General features: G+C 21.5%; 20 protein-coding genes, 2 tRNA genes and 1 pseudogene. 11 read left to right on the top strand and 12 right to left on the bottom strand.

Annotated elements, in window-relative coordinates; translation table 11 throughout:
* Positions 1-269 precede the first annotated feature (269 nt).
* On the bottom strand, positions 270-845 hold the full coding sequence (locus AB4W67_RS02675) for an NfuA family Fe-S biogenesis protein (protein WP_367682809.1): 576 nt from the start codon (positions 843-845) through the stop codon (positions 270-272).
* Between the two features lie 104 nt (positions 846-949).
* On the opposite strand from AB4W67_RS02675, the gene bioH reads away from it, so the two are divergent.
* Positions 950-1,726 (top strand): pimeloyl-ACP methyl ester esterase BioH, encoded by a 777-nt coding sequence (gene bioH, locus AB4W67_RS02680; RefSeq protein ID WP_367682490.1) that lies wholly within the window; start codon positions 950-952, stop codon positions 1,724-1,726.
* Between the two features lie 54 nt (positions 1,727-1,780).
* Here bioH and ssb read toward each other — a convergent pair whose 3' ends face one another.
* Positions 1,781-2,287: a single-stranded DNA-binding protein gene (gene ssb / locus AB4W67_RS02685; RefSeq protein ID WP_367682491.1), complete on the bottom strand. Its 507-nt coding sequence runs from the start codon at positions 2,285-2,287 to the stop codon at positions 1,781-1,783.
* A gap of 649 nt (positions 2,288-2,936) precedes the next feature.
* On the opposite strand from ssb, the gene dnaB reads away from it, so the two are divergent.
* The 5 genes from dnaB (at position 2,937) to hemW (ending at position 7,683) form a co-directional block, all read left to right on the top strand.
* A complete protein-coding gene (dnaB, locus tag AB4W67_RS02690; RefSeq protein ID WP_367682492.1) occupies positions 2,937-4,334 on the top strand; it encodes a replicative DNA helicase in 1,398 nt (465 codons plus the stop codon).
* Positions 4,335-4,436: 102 nt separating this feature from the next.
* Complete coding sequence (gshB, locus tag AB4W67_RS02695; RefSeq protein ID WP_367682493.1) at positions 4,437-5,393, top strand: glutathione synthase; 957 nt, start codon at positions 4,437-4,439, stop codon at positions 5,391-5,393.
* Positions 5,394-5,397: 4 nt separating this feature from the next.
* A complete protein-coding gene (gene ruvX / locus AB4W67_RS02700; RefSeq protein WP_367682494.1) occupies positions 5,398-5,820 on the top strand; it encodes a Holliday junction resolvase RuvX in 423 nt (140 codons plus the stop codon).
* 16 nt (positions 5,821-5,836) lie between these two features.
* Positions 5,837-6,508, top strand: a complete 672-nt coding sequence (locus AB4W67_RS02705) for a YggS family pyridoxal phosphate-dependent enzyme (RefSeq protein ID WP_367682495.1) — start codon at positions 5,837-5,839, stop codon at positions 6,506-6,508.
* Positions 6,509-6,552: 44 nt separating this feature from the next.
* Positions 6,553-7,683 (top strand): radical SAM family heme chaperone HemW, encoded by a 1,131-nt coding sequence (gene hemW / locus AB4W67_RS02710; protein ID WP_367682496.1) that lies wholly within the window; start codon positions 6,553-6,555, stop codon positions 7,681-7,683.
* 8 nt (positions 7,684-7,691) lie between these two features.
* Here hemW and trmB read toward each other — a convergent pair whose 3' ends face one another.
* Positions 7,692-8,408, bottom strand: coding sequence for a tRNA (guanosine(46)-N7)-methyltransferase TrmB (gene trmB / locus AB4W67_RS02715; RefSeq protein WP_367682497.1), 717 nt, complete (start codon positions 8,406-8,408; stop codon positions 7,692-7,694).
* Between the two features lie 110 nt (positions 8,409-8,518).
* Here trmB and mutY point away from each other — a divergent pair, with 110 nt between their 5' ends.
* The 3 genes from mutY to murI all read left to right on the top strand — a co-directional run bounded on the left by mutY (position 8,519) and on the right by murI (position 10,661).
* Positions 8,519-9,559 carry an A/G-specific adenine glycosylase gene (gene mutY, locus AB4W67_RS02720; RefSeq protein ID WP_367682498.1) on the top strand — a complete coding sequence of 347 codons (1,041 nt, stop codon included), beginning with the start codon at positions 8,519-8,521 and terminating at the stop codon, positions 9,557-9,559.
* Between the two features lie 24 nt (positions 9,560-9,583).
* The gene (locus tag AB4W67_RS02725; RefSeq protein ID WP_367682499.1) at positions 9,584-9,817 is read left to right on the top strand and encodes an oxidative damage protection protein; all 234 of its coding nucleotides are present in this window, start codon (positions 9,584-9,586) and stop codon (positions 9,815-9,817) included.
* Between the two features lie 61 nt (positions 9,818-9,878).
* Complete coding sequence (gene murI, locus AB4W67_RS02730) at positions 9,879-10,661, top strand: glutamate racemase (protein WP_367682500.1); 783 nt, start codon at positions 9,879-9,881, stop codon at positions 10,659-10,661.
* Here the strand turns inward: murI and sbcB are convergent.
* Together sbcB and AB4W67_RS02740 are read right to left on the bottom strand one after the other, a co-directional pair.
* On the bottom strand, positions 10,648-12,177 hold the full coding sequence (gene sbcB / locus AB4W67_RS02735; RefSeq protein WP_367682501.1) for an exodeoxyribonuclease I: 1,530 nt from the start codon (positions 12,175-12,177) through the stop codon (positions 10,648-10,650). The two genes, murI and sbcB, sit on opposite strands and share 14 nt — an antisense overlap.
* Positions 12,148-12,220, bottom strand: a tRNA-Asn gene (locus AB4W67_RS02740). The genes sbcB and AB4W67_RS02740 overlap by 30 nt, the downstream gene beginning before the upstream one ends.
* Positions 12,221-12,357: 137 nt before the next feature.
* Here AB4W67_RS02740 and AB4W67_RS02745 point away from each other — a divergent pair.
* Positions 12,358-12,430: transfer RNA gene (locus tag AB4W67_RS02745), tRNA-Ile, on the top strand.
* Positions 12,431-12,478: 48 nt separating this feature from the next.
* Positions 12,479-13,122: pseudogene (pyrE, locus tag AB4W67_RS02750) on the top strand (orotate phosphoribosyltransferase).
* Between the two features lie 15 nt (positions 13,123-13,137).
* Here the strand turns inward: pyrE and dut are convergent.
* The 7 genes from dut to AB4W67_RS02785 all read right to left on the bottom strand — a co-directional run bounded on the left by dut (position 13,138) and on the right by AB4W67_RS02785 (position 19,305).
* Positions 13,138-13,599 carry a dUTP diphosphatase gene (gene dut / locus AB4W67_RS02755; RefSeq protein ID WP_367682502.1) on the bottom strand — a complete coding sequence of 154 codons (462 nt, stop codon included), beginning with the start codon at positions 13,597-13,599 and terminating at the stop codon, positions 13,138-13,140.
* A 32-nt stretch (positions 13,600-13,631) separates the two neighbouring features.
* A complete protein-coding gene (gene cysQ, locus AB4W67_RS02760) occupies positions 13,632-14,375 on the bottom strand; it encodes a 3'(2'),5'-bisphosphate nucleotidase CysQ (RefSeq protein WP_367682503.1) in 744 nt (247 codons plus the stop codon).
* A gap of 19 nt (positions 14,376-14,394) precedes the next feature.
* Complete coding sequence (gene rplI / locus AB4W67_RS02765) at positions 14,395-14,847, bottom strand: 50S ribosomal protein L9 (RefSeq protein WP_367682504.1); 453 nt, start codon at positions 14,845-14,847, stop codon at positions 14,395-14,397.
* 59 nt (positions 14,848-14,906) lie between these two features.
* The gene (gene rpsR / locus AB4W67_RS02770) at positions 14,907-15,134 is read right to left on the bottom strand and encodes a 30S ribosomal protein S18 (protein ID WP_367682505.1); all 228 of its coding nucleotides are present in this window, start codon (positions 15,132-15,134) and stop codon (positions 14,907-14,909) included.
* Between the two features lie 89 nt (positions 15,135-15,223).
* Positions 15,224-15,568 (bottom strand): 30S ribosomal protein S6, encoded by a 345-nt coding sequence (rpsF, locus tag AB4W67_RS02775; RefSeq protein WP_367682506.1) that lies wholly within the window; start codon positions 15,566-15,568, stop codon positions 15,224-15,226.
* Between the two features lie 178 nt (positions 15,569-15,746).
* Positions 15,747-17,948, bottom strand: a complete 2,202-nt coding sequence (gene rnr / locus AB4W67_RS02780) for a ribonuclease R (RefSeq protein WP_367682507.1) — start codon at positions 17,946-17,948, stop codon at positions 15,747-15,749.
* A 58-nt stretch (positions 17,949-18,006) separates the two neighbouring features.
* Positions 18,007-19,305, bottom strand: coding sequence for an adenylosuccinate synthase (locus AB4W67_RS02785; RefSeq protein WP_367682508.1), 1,299 nt, complete (start codon positions 19,303-19,305; stop codon positions 18,007-18,009).

Consider the following 19,305-nt stretch of genomic DNA (forward strand, 5'->3'; position numbering starts at 1 on the left):
AGGTTTTTTTAATAAATACAATCTATTAATTAATGTTTTTTAAAAATATAAAGGAATGATAAAAAATTGAAGAAATCATTAAAATCTTATGAATTTAACATAATGAATTTATAAAATACTAATTTATTCTATAAAAAATTTTTAAAAATTTATTTATTATAATCAATCTAATTAAAATAAAAATCTTCTAATAAATTATGTATTACTAAAATTTTATAGATAGTAAAAAAAAAATATTATGATAATAAAATTGTCTAAAAAATTTTTTATTAATAAAAAGAATGACTTCCATGTAAATGTTGAGTATTATCAATAACTTGTTTAACTTCAGGAAAAAAAGATAATATTTTTTTCTCAATCATTTCTTTTAAAGTAACTTCAATCATTGAACATCCATTACAACCACCACTAAATTTTATAAATACTACTTTATCTTTAGAAAGATTAATTAAATTCACTTTACCACCATGTGATAATAATTGTGGATTGATTTCTTGGTCTAAAAAATTTTTTATTTTATCTTTTAAAGTAAGATTTTTTTGAATAATATTTTTTCTTGCATATGGTGCTTTAAAAGTAAGTTGAGAACCTAAATTATCTATTAATAAATCAATTTCAGAATCTTTTAAAAAATGAATAATAGATTGATTAACATAAATATAAAAGTTATTATAATATAACTTAATATCAGATTTATCTACTTCTTCTAAATAACAATAAGATAATCTACACTCTGCATTTTTCATTCCAGGATTAACAATAAAAACTCGTATTTGAGTTCCAATCGGTTCTTTAGATAAAAGAGATAATAAATAATTTTGAGCTTCATTAGAAATTTTAATCATAATCATTGAGATAATATTTGTTATTAAAATTGTTAAATATAAAAATAATAATTTTACTAATTAATCAAATTAAACACAAGATAATTCTAAAATATTAATTATAAATGAAAAATTTTTATTGGAAAACTTTAGGACATGGAAATATTAATTTAATTATATTAAATGGATGGGGTTTTGATTCTAATATATGGCTATTAATCAGTCAAAAATTATCTATGTATTTTAAGGTACATTTAATTGATTTTCCTGGGATAGGTGTAAATAAAAAATTAAGACCTGTTAATATTCAATCAATAATTCAAATATTAAATTTTTATATGCCTAAAAATTCTATTTATTTAGGATGGTCTCTAGGAGGATTAATCGCTATTCAATTTGCATTATCATACCCTAAAAAAATTTTAGGACTGATCAATATTTGCTCTTCTCCATATTTTATAAAAAAAAATAATTGGCCAGGAATAGAGAAAAAGAAAATATATCATTTTTACCATGATTTAAAAAATAATTATTTTAGTACATTAAATAATTTTCTATCTTTACATACATTAGATTCAGAAAAATATTTAAATGATTTAACGATATTAAAAAAAATATTATTTCAAAAAAAAAATATACCTAATCAAGAAATATTAAAAAATGGATTAAAAATGATTTTATCTGTTGATTTAAGACATAAAATATCTCAAATTAAAATACCATTTTTACGTATTTATGGCGATTTAGATAATTTAGTTCCTAAAGAAGTTGTAAAATTAATTGATATAATATGCCCTAATAGTGAATCTATTATTATAGAAAAATCAAGACATATTCCATTTATCTCACATAAAAAAAATTTTTTCTCTATTTTATTTAAATATTTTAATAAAATAATATAAAAATTAATCTGGCCCCAAAAAATAATGGGGCTATAAAAAATATATTTTTATAATTTAAAATGGGATCTCATCATCAAAATCAATTTCTGAAGAATCAACTTGTTCTTTGTCTAATTTATATTTTTCTAAATTTTGAGATTTATCAGTATTCTCTATTTTTTTAGATTTTGAAAGATTACTTTCATTAGTAGTAAGTTTATTAGAATTAGAATTTCTATTTCCTAACATTTGCATTGTTCCACCAATATTTACTATTACTTCAGTAGTATATCGTTCAAAACCATTCTGATCTTGCCATCTTCTTGTTTGCAATGATCCTTCAATATATACTTGAGATCCTTTATGTAAATATTCTCCAGCTATTTCCGCTAATTTTCCAAATAATACTACTCTATGCCATTCTGTTTTTTCTTTATTTTCACCTGTATTTTTATCTTTCCAATTTTCCGAAGTTGCAAGAGTCATATTCACTACTGCATTTCCATTTGGCATATATCTGACTTCTGGATCTTGACCTAAATGACCAATTAAAATAACTTTATTTACACCTCTACTTGCCATAATACAAACTCCATTTTTAAATTATAATAAAATATATTTTTAAATAAAATTTTGCATGATTTATAATAAAATAGAAAATGTTTAGTTTATTAAATTAAACATAAAAGATGTATTTAGTAGTAAAATATTTTAATAATCTAAAGATATACTATTGAAATAAAAATAAATTATAAAAAATTAAATTTATTTATAATTTTTTATAATTAAAATATATCTTAATCAAAATTAAATAAAAATTTTAATAAAAAAATTATTTTTATTTAATCTTAATTTTTCAAAAAATAATTTTATCTAATTAATTTAATAATAAATATGTAAAAATATATTGAAATAAATTTAATCAATTTTATTTTCAATTAAAAAACTTATATAAGTTTTTAATTTTTAAAAAATAAATAAAATAAAATATTTAAAATTTATTAAAAAATAAAAAATTTTTGTATTATTTATATTTATAAAATATCCCATATAAAATATCTTTTAAATCATCAATAAAAGTATAACTTAAAAAATAATTTTATTATAAATAATATTAATATTTTATAAAAATAAGTTAAAAATAAACTAATAAAAAATATCAAATACATTTGTTAGAAAATGGTGTGTTATTTTAACATTAGAATATAATTTCAAATTAATTTTCTTAATCATGGTACATGCAATATATATGGGTAAAAATAAATTATATTTAAATAAAATTAATAAACTTAAAATTCCTCCACATTCAATAGAAGCAGAGCAATCAGTATTAGGTGGTTTAATGTTAGATAACGAACAATGGGATACAGTTTCAGAACATGTAGTTGCTGATGATTTTTTTAGTAAACCACATCAATTAATATTTAAAGAAATGCAACAATTATTAAATGCAGGACATCCAATTGATTTAATTACATTATCTGAATCTTTAGAACAAAAAGGTAAATTAGAAAGTGTAGGTAGATTTTCATACTTAGCAGAATTATCAAAAAATACACCCAGTATAGCAAATATTACTGCATATGCAGATATAGTTAGAGAACGTGCAATTACAAGAGAAATGATATTAGTTGCTAATAAAATAGCAAATGCCGGATATGATACACAAGGTAGAAAAAGTGAAGAACTTTTAGATTATGCTGAATCTAGTGTTTTTAAAATTGCAGAAAAACGTTTTAAAAAAGATGCAGGACCTAAAAATGTTGAAAAAGTTTTAGATGAAACTATTACTAGTATTGAAAAATTATTTTTATCTCCTAATGATGGAGTAACAGGTATAAATACAGGATATCAAGATTTAAATAAAAAAACAGCAGGATTACAACGTTCTGAATTAATTATTATTGCAGCAAGACCATCTATGGGAAAAACAACCTTTGCAATGAATTTATGTGAAAATGCTGCTATGTTATACGATAAACCAGTATTAATTTTTAGTTTAGAAATGCCTGGAGAACAAATTATGATGCGTATGTTAGCCTCATTATCTAGAGTTAATCAAGCACGTATTCGGACAGGAAAGTTAAACAATGAAGATTGGTCTAGAATATCTGGAACTATTAATGTATTACTTAAAAAAAAGAATATTTATATAGATGATTCATCTGCACTAACACCAAGTGAAGTACGTTCAAGAGCTCGTCGTATCTATCGAGAAAATAATGGGTTAACTTTAATTATGGTAGATTATTTACAATTAATGCGAGTTCCATCTCTTTCGGAAAATCGAACTCTTGAAATTGCTGAAATATCAAGAACACTTAAAGCGTTAGCAAAAGAACTCGAAGTTCCAGTTATTGCTTTGTCTCAATTAAATCGTTCGTTAGAACAAAGAGCAGATAAAAGACCAGTAAATTCAGATTTAAGAGAATCTGGTTCTTTAGAACAAGATGCAGATTTAATAATGTTTATATATAGAGATGAAATATACCATGAAAATAGTGACTTTAAAGGTATAGCAGAAATTATTATTGGAAAACAAAGAAATGGACCAATTGGAACCGTAAGTTTAACTTTTAATGGTCATTGGTCTAGATTTGACAATTATTGTGATTCTAAATATGATTAAATTAATTATAAAAAATTAATATATTATTTTAAAAAAATATAGTTAAATTTTATTAAAAAGAAATCTTATATTTTATATATTTAAAAAAATAAACATAAAAATATGAATAAAAAAATTTTAAAAATTGGAATTGTTATGGATCCAATTCAACTAATTAAAATAGAAAAAGATTCAAGTTTTGCTATTTTACTAAATATTCAAAAAAGACAGCATAATATTTATTATATGGAAATGAATGATTTATACTTAAAAAAAGGAATTGCATATGCAAAAACACGTATATTAAGATTAAAAAATCAAAAAACTCAATATTTTAATTTTATTGAAGAAAAAAATATTCCACTACATAAATTAGATGTTATTTTGATGCGTAAAGATCCTCCATTTAATATGGAATTTATATATGCAACATATATTCTTGAAAGAGCTGAAGAAAAGGGTGTACTAGTTATTAATAAACCAAAAAGCCTAAGAGATTGTAATGAAAAAATCTTTACTTTGTGGTTTGATCAATTTGTTCCAAATACCTTAGTAACTAGAAATCTTTCTCAAATATATCATTTTTGGAAAAATAATAAAGATATTATTGTTAAACCATTAGATAACATGGGAGGATCAGGTATCTTTAGAATTAAAAAAAATGATGCAAATTTTTTCTCTATTATTGAAAAAATGACTAATTATGAAAAAAAATACTGTATGATTCAAGAATATATACCAGATATAAAAAATGGTGATAAAAGAATATTAATTGTTAATGGAGAAGCTGTACCTTGGTGCGTTGCTAGAATCCCGAAAAAAGAAGAAAATCGAGCAAATATAGCAGCCGGAGGAACAGTAAAAATTAAAAAACTTGAAAAAAAAGATTGGGAAATAATAAATTATATATCTTCAATGTTAAAAGAAAAAGGATTAATTTTTGTTGGAATAGATATTATTGGTGATAAATTAACAGAAATTAATATTACAAGTCCAACATGTATTTGTGAAATTGAATCTAATATAAATATATCTATTAGTGGAATGTTAATTAATTATATAGAAAATAAAATATATTAAAAAAATGAAAAATATAATAATAGCATTTGATTTTGGAATAAAAAATATCGGCGTTGCTATAGGAGAAAATATCCTAAAACAAGGAAAAGCTTTAAAAAAATTATCTGCACATAATGGTCATCCAAATTGGAACGATGTAAAATATTTATTTAAAACATGGGAGCCTAATTATACAATTGTAGGACTTCCTTTAAATATGGATGGAACTCATCAAAATATTACAAAAAAAGCAAAAAAATTTGCTAATTTACTAAAACATAAATTTCACACATCCGTTGAATTACATGATGAACGTTTAAGCACAATAGAAGCTAGATCTTTGATATTTAATAAACATGGATTTAAAGGACTAAGCAAAGATAAAATACACTCTATCTCAGCTGTTCTTATATTAGAAAGCTGGTTAAATCAAGTCTTTATAAATTAAATTTAACTTTTAAAATATGAAAAATATTGAAAATAATATAAAAAATCTGAAAAAAAAAATACAAAAAATACTAAAAATAAATTTTTCTTATTCAAAAATAATTAAAATAATTGCAGCAAGTAAAAATCAATCAACTGAAAAAATTCAAACAGCAATATCATATGGAATATATGAATTTGGAGAAAATTATGTGAAAGAAGGAGTAGAAAAAATTAAAAAACTAAAAAAATATAAAAATATTATTTGGCATTTTATAGGAAAATTACAATCAAAAAAAACAAAATTAGTTGCTCAACATTTTGATTGGTGTCAAACTATTGATCGAGAAAAAATAGCATTTCTATTAAATAAAAATAGAAAAAATACACAGTTACGAATGAATGTACTTATGCAAATTAATATTTCTCAAGAAACAAATAAAAATGGCGTTGATATAAAAAATTATAAATCTTTAGCTCAATTTATTAATCAAATGCCTAATTTAAATTTTCGTGGAATCATGGCAATGCCTAAAAAACACAGAACAAAATATTATGATTATGAAAATATTAAAAATATTTTTTATACATTAAAAGATAAATATGATTCAGTTGACACTTTATCATTAGGAACAAGTTTTGATCTAAAAGAATCGATTATTAATGAAAGTAATATGATTAGAATTGGAAAAAAAATTTTTAATAATTAAAAATTCTAATAAATTAATCTTATAAAATAATAATATATAATATTATGTTTAGACTTCCTCCAATTAATTTATATATTCACATTCCATGGTGTACAAAAAAGTGTGGATATTGTGATTTTTATTCATATGTTAATAAAAATATTATTCCAGAAGAAAAATATATTAAAAGTTTATTAAAAGATTTAGAAAAAGATTTAAAATTAACAAATCAAAGAAAAATAAATAATATTTTTATTGGAGGTGGAACTCCTAGTTTATTACATCATAATTCTATTAAAAATTTAATATATGGAATAAAAAAAAGAGCAAAAATATCAAAATACGCAGAAATTAGTATAGAGTCTAATCCAAATTCAATAGAATATAAACGTTTTAGACAATATAAAAAACATGGAATTAATCGATTCTCTTTAGGGATACAGACATTTAATTCATATTTATTAAAAAAAATAGAACGTACATATAATAAAAAAGAAGCAATTGAAGCAATAAAAGAAATAAAAAAAATTAATAAAAATTTTAATATTGATATTATGTATGGATTACCAAATCAATCATTAAAACATGTTCTATCAGATTTAAAAAATGCTGTTAAATACAATCCAACACATATTTCATGGTATCAATTTACTATTGAACCTAATACTCCTTTTTATACAAGAAAAATAAAATTAGAAAATGAAAATATCATCTTTAAAATGTTTCATCAAGGTGATAAATTCTTAAAAAAATCAGGTTATATAAAATATGAAATATCTTCATATATGAAATTAAACTATCAATGCAAGCATAATCTTAATTATTGGAATTTTGGTGATTATATTGGAATAGGTTGTGGCGCCCATGGTAAAATAACAAAAACTAACGGTGATATTATTAGAACTATCAAAAATAAAAATATTAATGATTTTATAAATGGAAAATATTTGCATTCTAAAAAACTAGTTTTAGAAAAAGATAAACCATTTGAATATTTTATGAATGCTTTTAGATTATATAAACCTATTTATAAAAAACATTTTCAAGAATATACAAATATTAGCCTAGATAGTATAAAAAAAAATATTAATAAAGCAATAAAAAAAAAATATATATTAGAAAATGTAAATTCTTGGGAAACTACAAAAAAAGGAAAATTTTTTTTAAATGAACTATTAACAATTTTTTTAAATTAAAAAAATATTTATAATTGAGATGTAAACATTAAATGAAAAATTTTATTTCCTTTAATATTAGCTTTTTTTTCAAATTTTGTCTTTATATAAAACATAGAATTTGATATAAAAGTATTTGTTATAGATAAATTTTTATAAAATTTAATATTTTTTATTATATTTAATATATAAAATGCATATTCTCTTGAATCAGTTGCAATATGTAAAATTCCACCAATAATTAATTTTTTTCTAATCTTTTTTAAAAAAACATCTTGTATCATTCTTCTCTTATGGTGTCTTTTTTTAGGCCATGGGTCAGGAAAAAATATCTGTATTTTTGATATTGTATAATTTGGAATCATATTATCAATTACTTCAACTGCATTAAAATAAATTATTTTTAAATTTTTTATATTAGAAAGATATGCAAGTCGTAAACACGAACCTATTCCTGATAAATACACTTCAATACCTAAAAAATTTTTATCAGTGTTATTAACTGCCATTTCTACTAAATAATTTCCAGATCCAAAACCAATATCTAAAATAACTGGATAATTATATTTAAAAACTGATAAAAAATTTAAAAAATTTAATTGGTAATCAATACCAAATAAGTGCCAATATTTTTTAATTGATTTTATTTGAGAATTAGTAATCCGACCTTTTCGACATACAAAACTTTGATTTTGTCTTAAAAAAACTCCATCTTTATATTTAGGTGTTATAATATTATTTTTCATATTTTAAGCAAAAAATTTATAATTATAAAAATTATTAATTGAAATTTTAATAATTTTTTGTTAAAAAATATATATATATTTTTATAAAACTAATAAATAATTTAAAAGAAATGACTATATATAGTTTTTCACAAATTATTCTTAATTGGTATCATTTATATGGAAGAAAAAATCTTCCATGGCAAAAAAATAAAACATTGTATAATGTTTGGATATCTGAAGTAATGTTACAACAAACTAAAGTAAAAACTGTAATTCCATATTTTAAAAAATTTATATTAAAATTTCCAAATTTAAATTCTTTAAGTTGCAGCTCGTTAGATGATGTTTTATATATATGGAGTGGACTAGGATACTATAAAAGAGCAAAAAATATTTATGAAACATCTAAAATTATTCAAAAAAAATTTAATGGAAAATTTCCAAAAAATATTTCAGATTTAATAAAATTACCTGGTATAGGAAAATCAACAGCAGGCAGTATATTATCTTTTACTTTAAATTATTCCTTTCCTATTTTAGATGGAAATGTAAAAAGAATTTTAATACGATATTATGGAATTACAGAATGTTCAAAAAATACCAAAACAGAAAAAAAATTATGGAATCTAATAGAATCTATTACACCAATTCATAATACTGGTAATTTTAATCAAGGAATAATTGATATTGGAGCATTAATTTGCACACCAAAATCACCGAAATGTAATATTTGCCCATTAAACAAAAAATGTATTGCTTATATAGAAAAAAATTGGATAAAATATATCTTTAAAAAAAATCAAAAAATGAAATTAAAAAAAATATATTGGTTTGTTGTAGTTCATTTTAAAAATCAAGTTTGGATGAAAAGAAATACATCTAAACAATTTTGGAATAATTTATTCTGTTTCCCAATTTTTAAAAATAAAATAATAGCAATAAAATGGCTAATAAAAAATAATATAAATGTAAAAAAATATAATATAATTAACGCGTTTGATCATGAATTTAGTCATTTTAAATTAGAAGCTACTCCAATTATCATAAAATTATCTTCAGAAGAAACTTTTCTTAATATTAAAAAACAAGGAATATGGTATAATCTAGAAAAACCTCAAAAAATAGGAATTCCAAAATTAGTAGAAAAAATATTAAAAATCGTAATATAAATATTTTTAAAGGAAGCAATAAAAATGGATCGTAAAATTTTTTGTATATTTTTAAATAAAGAATCTGAGGGTCACCAATCTCCTCCATATCCAGGAAAATTAGGAAAAAAAATATATGATCAAATCTCAAAAAAAGCATGGAACCAATGGTTAATAGAACAAACTAAATTAATAAATGAAAAAAAACTAAATATGATTAATAAAAAAGATCGAAAAAAAATAGAAAAATACATGAAATTATTTTTATTTAAAAAGTAAAAAATATATTTTTTAAAAAAGTTTATATTAAATTACATTTCAATTTTTATTTTATAAAAAAATGCTTATATTTGATTCTGGAATAGGTGGAATATCTATATTAAATAAAATTAAAAAAATTCTTCCTAATATTAATTATATATATATGCTAGATAATGCAGCATTTCCTTATGGAGAAAAAAAAGAATCTTTTATTCTAAATAGAAGTATAAAAATAATTAATACAATACAAAAAATTTATCCAATTAAAATAGTAATTATTGCTTGTAATACAGCAAGTACTACCTCTTTATCAATATTACAAAAAACTTTTAATATTCCAATAATTGGAGTGTTGCCATTTTTAGAGAAATCAATAAAAATTAATAAAAATAGTAATATTGGTTTTATTGCAACTAAAGCAACAATAAATAGCAAATATATTAAGAATATAATATATAAAAATTTCTACAAAAAAAATATAAATATAATAGCTACAAATAAATTAGCTAAATTTGCTGAAAAAAAAATTAGAAAACAACCAATTTCTATTATAAAATTTAAAAAAATTTTTAAATCTTGGATAAGATTATCAATACAACCTAATATTATATACTTAGGATGTACTCATTTCTTATTTTTAAAAAATGAAATTCAAAAAATTTTTTATACACCTATTAATTTTTTAGATTCTCATGATACAGTAATTAACATCGTTAAACACCATTTTTTAAAACATAAAAATAATCAAAATATAAAAAAAAATATTTTTTTATATTCAAAATATAATAAAGAAATTAATCAACTTCTTTCTATTTTAACTCAATATAAATTTAACTATATTCATAAAATTAACTTAAATTAAATCTTTGATAAAATAAACCTTTATATTTTTTAAAAGTATATTTTAATAATTCATTAAGTAAATTTATTTTATCTATATCATTAGAAAAATTCTTTATAAGATTCTCAATTTTTTTTATATATTCTTCTAAAAAATCTTTATTTAAAACTTTAAGACAATAATTTAACCATATTTTTTTTTCATTAGTATTTAATAAATAAAAAAAATTTCGAGCTTTATAACGAAAAAAAAGTTCATTCAAACGACTATCTTGAAAATTTAACTGAATATTTATTAAATTTGATGGATTACTACTACTTATTTTTTTTATTAATTTTTTATCATGAAAATTAAAAAAATTATTATAAATTTGCAAATCTACATTTAAAGATTTTTGAAATATATTTGTTTTTTTAAAAATTTTTTTTATATAATTTATTATAAAATAATTTTTTTTAATTAAATTAATTTTTTTTTGAATATAAAATTCTTTTAGTTTTAATTTTTTAATATCTTCTTCTCGAATTAATTGTATTGGAATAAATACAGGACATCGATTAAAATGTATTAATATTATTCCTAAATCAAATAAGTCCTTGATATTAATTTCGTTATAGTTATACTTATTAAAAAAATCAAATAAATTTTCAATATTTTTAAATAAATCAATTGTAATTAAAATATTTCGATTATTCTCATCCCATGATAAAGGCAATACAAAACTCATATTATTCCGAATAGAACCAAAACAACTAGAAATATAAAGTAATGGTTGAAAATTTTTTAAATTAATTAATTTATATAATTCATTTTTTTTTCGATATTTGAAGAAAAAATTAAATAATTTAGGCTGATGTTTTTGTACCAATTTTGCTAAACTAATAGTTGCATAAACATCCGATATAGCATCATGTACATTATTATGAAATATATTATTTTCTTGAGTTAAATGAGATAGTTTAAAAATAGGAAAACCAAGATTATTTTTTGGCCATTTTATACCAAGGGGTCTTAAAAGATAACATATTCTCATAATATTTAATAAGTCCCAACGAGAATTGTTATTTTTCCAACTCCATTCATAAGGATCTAAAAAATTTCGATAAAATAAATTTCTAGTAATTTCATCATCAAAACTAATATTATTATAACCTATAATACAAGTATTAGGTTTTTTAAAAATATCATAAATTTTTTTAGAAAAATTATATTCATTCATTCCATGTATAAAAGTATATTGCGGGGTAATTTTAGTAATTAAAATAGAATACGGATCAGGTAAATAATCATCTGGTGGGAAACAATAAAAACATTTTGATTCTTCAATAATATTTAAATTTTCATCTGTTCTAATAGACGCAAATTGAGCTGGTTTATCTAAAGCTGTATGTACACCAAAAGTTTCATAATCATAAAATAAAAAAGTAGATATATTTTCTTGATAAATTTTTTTTTTGAAAATCATAAAATTTAAATTTAATAATAAATAAAAATATTTAATATTTTTCTCCTCCGACTGGGCTCGAACCAGTGACATACGGATTAACAGTCCGCCGTTCTACCAACTGAACTACAGAGGAATCATAATACTTATACCAAAAATTTATATATTTGTCAAATATATATGTTAATTTAAAATTAACTGCAAAAAAAATTAAAAGAACTCTAGATTATTATAAAAAATTCATTTATAGTAAAAGGTGAAAAAAATAATTTAGGCCCTTTAGCTCAGTGGTTAGAGCAGGCGACTCATAATCGCTTGGTCGCTGGTTCAAGTCCAGCAAGGGCCATTAAAAAAATTTACTTGAATTTTTCACCATTAATTAGGATTTAATTTGATGGAATGGAAAAAAGAATTTATTGAATTTCTTTTAAAAAAAAAGTTTTAAATTTTGGAAAATTTATATTAAAATCTGGTCGAGTTAGTCCTTATTTTTTTAATTCAGGATTATTATCCACAGGTCAAGACACTGCTATTATTGGATCATTTTATGCTCGTGCAATAATGGATTTAAATATTGAATTTGATATGTTATTTGGACCAGCTTATAAAGGTATTCCTATTGTAGTTTCTACTTCAATTGCATTAAAAAATCAATACAATTTAAATATTCCATATTCTTTTAATAGAAAAGAAGAAAAAAAATATGGAGAACAAGGAACTTTAATTGGTAAAAATGTAAAAAATAAAAATATTATTATCTTAGATGACGTAATTACATCAGGAATATCAATAAATCATTCTATTCAAATTATTGAAAAAGAAAAATCAAAAATATCTGCAATTTTTGTTTTACTTGATCGTAAAGAAAAAAGAAATATTAACTTAAATAACATACATCATGAAAAAAAATATAAAACACACAAAATAAATTCTATAATAACAATAGATGATCTAATTTTTTATCTTTTAAAACAAAAAAAATTAAAAAAATATGCTTTTAAATTAATAAAATACTATAAAGAATATGGAAATTCTTAATGAAATAAATATTATTTATACCCCAGAATGACCAAAACCTTTATTAAAACGACTAGTTTTTTCAAATTTTTTTACTACATAAAATTCAGGACGAATAATTGGAACAAATACTATTTGAGCAATTCGATCATTTGGATAAATCAAAAAATCTTCTTTACTTCTATTCCAAAGAGAAACCATTAATTCACCTTGATAATCTGAATCAATTAAACCAACTAAATTACCTAAAACAATACCATTTTTATGACCTAAACCTGAACGTGGCAAAATTAAAGCAGTAATAAATGGATCTTCAATATATATTTCAACACCAGTCGGTATTAAAACAACATTTTTAGCAGATAAAAGTATATTTTTTTTTATACAAGCTTTAAGATCTAAACCAGAAGATCCTGGAGTAGCATATTTAGGAATAAAATTATTATTTTCTAAAATTTTAGAATTTAAAAATTTTATTTGGATTTTATATTTTTTCATAATTATTTATAATATATATTATACTTTAAAACTTATGATGATACTAAAAAATATGGGTTAATTAAAGATTTACGAGTAGATAAAGAATAATCTAAATCTATATTTGTACCGTATATTTTTACACTACCACCAGCTGCATTCACAATTGCATGCCCAGCTGCTGTATCCCAAATATATGTATTACCAAACCTCGGATAAAATTGTGCTTGACCATCAGCTACATAACAAAACTTTAAAGATGAACCAAGTTCTTTAAGCTTATAAAATTTTATTTTTTCTAAAAAAATATTTAATTTTGAATTTAAATGCGAACGACTAATAACAAATAATGGTTGTTTAGAATGAACTACAGAAATTTCTTTTTTATATCCTTTTTCATCAATTTTCCAAGCTTGTTGATTAAATGCATAATATAAAATATTAAAAAATGGAGCATATATAACACCTAATACAGGTTTTCCATATTCAATTAAGCTAATATTAACTGTAAACTCTCCATTTTTTTTTAAAAACTCTTTCGTTCCATCTAAAGGATCAACTAACCAATAAATATTCCAGCTTTTGCAATAAGTCTTTGAATCTTCTTCAGATAAAATTGGAATATTTGGAGAAATATCGGTTAATCCACTTTTAATAATTTGATGAGATATTTTATCTGCATTTGTTATAGGGCTTTGATCAATTTTATATACAAAATTTATTTTTTTATTAGTATAATAAAATTTCATAATAGAACGACCAGCAATTCGAGCTAATTTACAAATTTTTGTTAACATTTAACACCATCTAAAAAAATTACTTTTTTTCAACTATATTAACTAGGAAATGTTCACATATTTTTTTATGTGGTTGAAAAATTACTGTATGCTCTCCTAAATGACGCAGTAAACCATTAGGTAATTTGATCTCTTTTTTATTAATTTTTATATTTATTTGAGACAGTTTATTAATTATATTCCGAATACCGACAGAACCAAATATTTTTCCTTCTTTTTTTACTTTTGAGTAAATTGTAATAGATTTTATATTTTTTATTTTTTCTGCGCGATCTTTAGCAATGAGTAATTTATTAATATCTTCTTTTTCTAGCTGAACTTTTTGAGCTTTAAAAGACTCAATATTTTTTTTATTTGCTAAGATTGCTTTTCCTTGAGGAATTAAATAATTTCTAGCATAACCAGATTTTACTTTAATAATTGAACCAATATCACCTAATTTATTAATTTTTAATAAAAGAATTACTTCCATTATCTTTAATACTCTCCTTTTTTATTAATACTTTAAAAAAAATACATTAAATTATATATTTAATGATGTTGATCAGTATATGGAATTAAAGCAAGATATCTAGCTTTTTTAATCGCTTTGGATAATTGACGTTGATATTTAGCTCGAGTACCTGTAATACGACTTGGAACAATTTTCCCATTTTCTGTAATATAATTCTTTAAAATACTAATATCTTTATAATCTATCTCTTCAATATTTTCTGCTGTAAAACGACAAAACTTTCGACGACGAAAATAACGTGCCATATAAAAATCCTTAAAAATAAAAATATATTTTTTTTAAAATATAAATTAATATTAAAAAAATAATTTTTTTAAAAAATTATTTTTAATAATTATCTATTTTTTTCTTTTTTATCTTCTTTTAATTTAATTATAGGAGATTGTTTATGAATTGCTTTATTTACCAACATAATAATATTTCTAATAACTTCTATATTAAAACGAAAATCTTTTTCTAATATATTGATAACTTTAGGATGAACTTCTATATTCATTAAAACGTAATGAGCTTTATGTAACTTATTAATAGGATATGAAAGTTGCCTTCTACCCCAATCTTCTAAACGGTGTATGACACCTTCACTATCAAGAATTATTTTTTTATATTTTTCAATTATTTGATTAATTTTATCACTATAGTCCGGGTGAACCATAAAAACAACTTCATAATGACGCATAACATGCTCCTTTTGGGTTTTTAGTTTCCTTATAATTAAAATTACAAAATAAAATAAAAAATATAATAAATAGGAAACAAGGAACTCTGATAAAAACTATTTCTATTAAAATACATGGTATTTGAATTTTAAAAAAAAATCAATTAAATTTCATTTAATAAAAAATATAAAAAAATAATTAGTTACATAAAAATAATTCTATTTTTCTATAATTTAAATTAACAGAAACTACTTTTACTTTAAGTACATCCCCTAAACAAAAAGTATTTTTAGTAGATTTACCAATAATTTTAACCCCAATAGAGTCAAAATAATAATTGTCACCATATAAATTCTCTATTCGAATTAAACCATCAATAAAATATTTATTTAAACGAACAAATAAACCAAATGAAGTTACATTTGATACGACACCAGTATATATCATACCAATTTTTTTTTCCATAAAATCACATTTTAACCAATCTATAACATCTCGAGTAGCCTCATCTGCACGTCTTTCAGTCATAGAACAATGTAATCCTATTTTACTCATTTTGCTAACATTATACAAATTATATTCATAAACATTATTTTCTTTTAAGTATGTTTGTTTAGCATTTTTCTTAAATAATGTATATTTAATGACTCTATGTACTAAAAGATCAGGATATCTTCTAATAGGAGATGTAAAATGAACGTAACTTGATAAAGATAAACCAAAATGACCACGATTTTCTGTAGAATATACAGCTTGTTTCATAGATCTTAATAATATTGTTTGGATCATATCATAATCTGAACGATGCTTAATACTTTTTAATAATTCTGCATAATGTATAGATTCAGGTATTTCACCTCCAAATAAATATAATCCTAATCCTTTTAAAATAGATCTAAAATTAATTATACTTTCTTTAGTTGGACGATCATGATTACGAAATAAAACTGGATATTGGTATTTTTTAATAAATTGAGCAGAAGCTATATTTGCTAAAATCATACATGATTCAATAAATTTATGCGCATCATTTCTAACATGTTGATAAATATTTTTAATTTTAAGATTAGAATCTAAAACAAATTTAGATTCAATATTTTCAAAATAAATACCTTTTTTAGAAATTTTATATTTATTAAATATTTTTTGTAAAAATAATAAATTATTAATATCTTTTAATAATTTTTTATATTTTAAAGAAAGTATTGTATCACCATTCCATATTTTAAATATTTCGTTATATGAAAAACGTCCACGAGAACATATAATAGCTTCATAATGCTTATATTTAACTAGTTCTCCTTGATTAGATAAACTCATTTCACATATTAAACATAAACGTTCTACATGAGGATTTAAAGAACATAAATCTGTAGATATTTTTTCTGGTAACATAGGAACAACTAATGATGGAAAATATATAGAATTACCTCTTTTTAAAGCTTCTTGATCTAAAGGAGTATTAGGTTTAATATAATGGCTAACATCTGCAATAGCTACCCATAAATTCCAACCTTCTTCATTATTTTTTTTTTTACAAAAAACGGCGTCATCAAAGTCACATGCATCTTCTTCATCAATAGTAAAAAATGGAAGATGTCTTAAATCTATACGATTTTTAAATTCTTTTAAATGAATTTTATTATCTATTTTATATAGTTGATCTTTAATTTCTTTAGACCATAAGTAAGGAATAGAATGTGTACGAATTGCAATATCTATAGCAAGATTAGTTCGCATTTTTTTTCCACCAAGGACTTCAACTATTACTCCTTCATTCTTACTTTTTTTATTTAAAAAATTTTTTTTTAATTTAACAACAACTACTGATCCTATTGGAATTCTTTTAGTAAAAATTGATGAAAAAATGAATATTTTAAAATTAAATCGACCATCATCTGGGATAACAAATTTTATTTTTTTTTCAATATAATATCTTCCTACGATCAAAACATTATTTGGTCTTAATATTTTTAATATTTTTGCAGAACTTCTTCCTTTTTTTTTAGATTGAACAATATGTGCTAAAACAAAGTCACCATGAATACATAATTTCATTTGTTCTGTTGATAACCAAAGATCTTCTTTTAATTTTTCACTTCTTAAAAAACCATAACCATCTCTATGTCCTATCACTTTTCCTTCGACTGTATTAAGATTTTCTGGAGCAATATAATATCGATTATAAGTATATATAATTTGCTTATCTCGCTCCATTGCCCTTAATCTTTTACGTAATGCTTTTTTTGCACTAAGTTTCTTAATGCTAAATTTTTTTTCTATTTTTTTTTGATTTATTAAATCTTTATATTTCTTTAAAAATAATAAAATACATTCACGACTAGGAATAAGTTGTACATATTTGTTATAATTGTTTTTTTGGTAGGTATCGACTACCATATTTACTTCTCCAATAACATTTTAAATTAAAATATTCATTAATAAAAAAAATATAAATTTAAAATTTTAAAAAAGGATGTTTTATCATAATAATATCATTACGATCTGGACTAGTAGAAATCATGTGAACTGGTATACCAGCAATTTTTTCAATATATTTTATATAACAATATGCAGGATTAGGTAAATCTTTTATGTTTCTAATTCCTGAAGTTTTTTTCATCCAACCTGGAAATGTTTTATAAATTGGTTTTACATGCTCTAAAATACAAAAAGAAAAATTTGAATATATTTCTGATGTAAAAACATCTTGATAAGCTATACAAATTTTTATTTCTTTTAAATTATCTAATACATCCAGTTTTGTTATACATAAAGCAGATAATGAATTTAATTCTACAGAATATCTTAAAGCAACACCATCTAACCATCCAGTACGTCTTTTTCGACCAGTAGTAGAACCAAATTCTTTTCCTATTGTAGAAAAATAACAATCTATATCATTAAAAACTTCCGTAGGAAAAGGCCCATTTCCAACTCTTGTAGAATATGCTTTTGTGACTCCTAAAATATAATCTAAATTTTTTGAACCAATACCTGTTCCAGTAATTACGCCACCTATAGTACTATTAGAAGAAGTCACATAGGGATATGTTCCATGATCAATATCTAATAAACTACCTTGAGCACCTTCAAAAATAATAGTTTTTTTATTTTTAATAGCTTGATGTAATAGTAAAGTAGTATCTTTAATCATATCATAAATTATACTTTTTATTTGCAATAAATCAGCTAAAATCACTTGATAATCAAAAGGTGAACTTTTATAAATAGATACTAATTGATCGTTATAATAACTAACTATTTTTTTTAATTTATTAGATAAATTTTTTTTGTTTTTTAAATCTCCAACACGTATAGATCGACGTGCAATTTTATCTTCATAAGCTGGACCAATACCTCTTCCAGTTGTACCAATTGCATTTAATCCTAGTTTTTTTTCTCGTAATAAATCTATTTTTATATGAAATGGTAAAATTAAAGAAGATGCATTAGAAATATAAAGACGATTATTTATAAAAAAATTATAGTCTTTTAACATTTTAATTTCTTTAACTAAATCAATAAGAGAAATTACAACACCATTTGAAATAACACCAATTACATTAGGATGTAGAACACCTGATGGAATTAAATGAAGAACAATTTTTTTACCATCTACTACTAAAGTATGACCCGCATTATTTCCACCTTGATATCTAACTACATAAGAACTATACTGAGAAAGATAATCAACTATTTTTCCTTTTCCTTCATCACCCCATTGAGTTCCTAAAATTACAATATTTTTTTTCAT

It is taken from the genome of Buchnera aphidicola (Protaphis terricola), from assembly GCF_964059145.1.
Lineage (GTDB): Bacteria > Pseudomonadota > Gammaproteobacteria > Enterobacterales > Enterobacteriaceae > Buchnera > Buchnera aphidicola_BP.

Bases quoted from the DNA above. Each gene is read 5' to 3' on its own strand.
- ruvX (WP_367682494.1), top strand. From the start codon at position 5,398: ATGAAAAATATAATAATAGCATTTGATTTTGGAATAAAAAATATCGGC.
- AB4W67_RS02705 (WP_367682495.1), top strand. From the start codon at position 5,837: ATGAAAAATATTGAAAATAATATAAAAAATCTGAAAAAAAAAATACAA.
- rnr (WP_367682507.1), bottom strand. From the start codon at position 17,948: ATGGTAGTCGATACCTACCAAAAAAACAATTATAACAAATATGTACAA.
- AB4W67_RS02785 (WP_367682508.1), bottom strand. From the start codon at position 19,305: ATGAAAAAAAATATTGTAATTTTAGGAACTCAATGGGGTGATGAAGGA.
- trmB (WP_367682497.1), bottom strand. From the start codon at position 8,408: ATGAAAAATAATATTATAACACCTAAATATAAAGATGGAGTTTTTTTA.
- AB4W67_RS02725 (WP_367682499.1), top strand. From the start codon at position 9,584: ATGGATCGTAAAATTTTTTGTATATTTTTAAATAAAGAATCTGAGGGT.
- gshB (WP_367682493.1), top strand. From the start codon at position 4,437: ATGAATAAAAAAATTTTAAAAATTGGAATTGTTATGGATCCAATTCAA.
- murI (WP_367682500.1), top strand. From the start codon at position 9,879: ATGCTTATATTTGATTCTGGAATAGGTGGAATATCTATATTAAATAAA.
- hemW (WP_367682496.1), top strand. From the start codon at position 6,553: ATGTTTAGACTTCCTCCAATTAATTTATATATTCACATTCCATGGTGT.
- AB4W67_RS02675 (WP_367682809.1), bottom strand. From the start codon at position 845: ATGATTAAAATTTCTAATGAAGCTCAAAATTATTTATTATCTCTTTTA.
- mutY (WP_367682498.1), top strand. From the start codon at position 8,519: ATGACTATATATAGTTTTTCACAAATTATTCTTAATTGGTATCATTTA.
- sbcB (WP_367682501.1), bottom strand. From the start codon at position 12,177: ATGTCACTGGTTCGAGCCCAGTCGGAGGAGAAAAATATTAAATATTTT.
- rplI (WP_367682504.1), bottom strand. From the start codon at position 14,847: ATGGAAGTAATTCTTTTATTAAAAATTAATAAATTAGGTGATATTGGT.
- bioH (WP_367682490.1), top strand. From the start codon at position 950: ATGAAAAATTTTTATTGGAAAACTTTAGGACATGGAAATATTAATTTA.
- dnaB (WP_367682492.1), top strand. From the start codon at position 2,937: ATGGTACATGCAATATATATGGGTAAAAATAAATTATATTTAAATAAA.
- rpsF (WP_367682506.1), bottom strand. From the start codon at position 15,568: ATGCGTCATTATGAAGTTGTTTTTATGGTTCACCCGGACTATAGTGAT.
- ssb (WP_367682491.1), bottom strand. From the start codon at position 2,287: ATGGCAAGTAGAGGTGTAAATAAAGTTATTTTAATTGGTCATTTAGGT.
- rpsR (WP_367682505.1), bottom strand. From the start codon at position 15,134: ATGGCACGTTATTTTCGTCGTCGAAAGTTTTGTCGTTTTACAGCAGAA.
- dut (WP_367682502.1), bottom strand. From the start codon at position 13,599: ATGAAAAAATATAAAATCCAAATAAAATTTTTAAATTCTAAAATTTTA.
- cysQ (WP_367682503.1), bottom strand. From the start codon at position 14,375: ATGTTAACAAAAATTTGTAAATTAGCTCGAATTGCTGGTCGTTCTATT.